At 73.0% G+C, this 397-nt stretch carries 1 pseudogene; it reads right to left on the bottom strand.

What is annotated here, in order from left to right:
* Positions 1-125: 125 nt before the first annotated feature.
* Positions 126-397: pseudogene (locus tag JHD63_RS25130) on the bottom strand (hypothetical protein); the annotation flags it as partial.

The following is a 397-nucleotide window of genomic DNA, read 5'->3' as shown; positions in this document are numbered from 1 at the left end:
CCCCCCCCCCCCCCCCCCCCCCCCCCCCCCCCCCCCCCCCCCCCCCCCCCCCCCCCCCCCCCCCCCCACCCTCACCTCATCCGCCGACCCCCGAGCTAAACACTAGGTTCTCTTCGTCGGCAGCGTCAGATGTGTATAAGAGACAGGTCGAAGAACAGCGGCCAGGTGTTGCTGCCGCGCATGCCCAGCTTGTCGAGCTTGGTGCCGGCGGAGAAACCCTTGAAGCCCTTCTCGACGATGAAGGCGATCATCTGTCTCTTATACACATCTCCGAGCCCACGAGACCGTACAGGAAATCTCGTATGCCGTCTGGTGGGGGGAGGGCGGGGGGGGGGGGGGGGGGGGGGGGGGGGGGGGGGGGGGGGGGGGGGGGGGGGGGGGGGGGGGGGGGGGGGGG

Origin of the sequence: Xylophilus sp. ASV27 (genome assembly GCF_016428875.1) — a bacterium.
GTDB lineage: Bacteria > Pseudomonadota > Gammaproteobacteria > Burkholderiales > Burkholderiaceae_C > Xylophilus.
The sequence above is the reverse complement of the archived record's forward strand: the minus strand, read 5'-3'. Positions and strand labels throughout refer to the sequence as shown.